This is a genomic window from Nonomuraea sp. B10E15 (assembly GCF_039871615.1).
GTDB lineage: Bacteria > Actinomycetota > Actinomycetes > Streptosporangiales > Streptosporangiaceae > Nonomuraea.
The window spans coordinates 1-766 of sequence record NZ_JBDPMB010000069.1 but is presented as its reverse complement, the minus strand read 5'-3'; the positions used below and the strand labels follow the sequence as shown (position 1 = coordinate 766).

Annotated in this window: 1 protein-coding gene; it reads left to right on the top strand. The window is 69.5% G+C overall.

Annotated elements, in window-relative coordinates; genetic code table 11:
* A partial coding sequence (locus ABGB14_RS50010) for a cytochrome P450 (protein WP_347650963.1) occupies window positions 1–766 on the top strand: 766 nt, incomplete at both ends.

Here is a 766-nt window from a genome sequence, read left to right as displayed (position 1 = left end):
CCGGTCGTCGGCGAGTTCACCGTGAAGCGGCTGGCCGCGCTGCGCCCGCGCATCCAGGACATCGTCGACCACTTCGTCGACGGCATGCTCGCCACCGACCAGCGGCCGGTCGACCTGGTGCAGGCGCTGTCCCTGCCGGTGCCCTCCCTGGTGATCTGCGAGCTGCTCGGCGTCCCCTACACCGACCACGACTTCTTCCAGAGCCGCACCACCATGATGGTGAGTCTGGCCTCGCAGGAAGACCGCCTGCGAGCCTTCGCCGAACTGCGCGCCTACTTCGACGACCTGGTCACCCGCAAGGAGTCCGAACCCGGCGACGACCTGCTCGGCCGGCAGATCGCCCGGCAACGCCAGGAAGGCGCCCTCGACCACACGGCCCTGGTGAGCCAGGCCTTCCTGCTGCTGACCGCCGGACACGAGACCACCGCGAACATGATCTCCCTCGGCGTGCTCGGCCTGCTCACCCACCCGGAACAGCTGGCCCTGATCAAGGCCGACCCGGGCAGGACACCCGCAGCCGTGGAGGAACTGCTGCGCTACTTCACCATCACCGACACGGTCACCGCCCGGGTGGCCACCGAAGACGTGGAGACCGGCGGGGTGAGCATCAAGGCCGGCGAAGGCGTCATCGTCTCGGCCCTGTCAGCCAACCGGGACCCGGCGGCATTCACGAACCCGGCCGAACTGGACATCGAGCGCGGAGCCCGCCACCACCTCGCCTTCGGATACGGCCCGCACCAGTGCCTCGGCCAGAACCTCGCCAGGA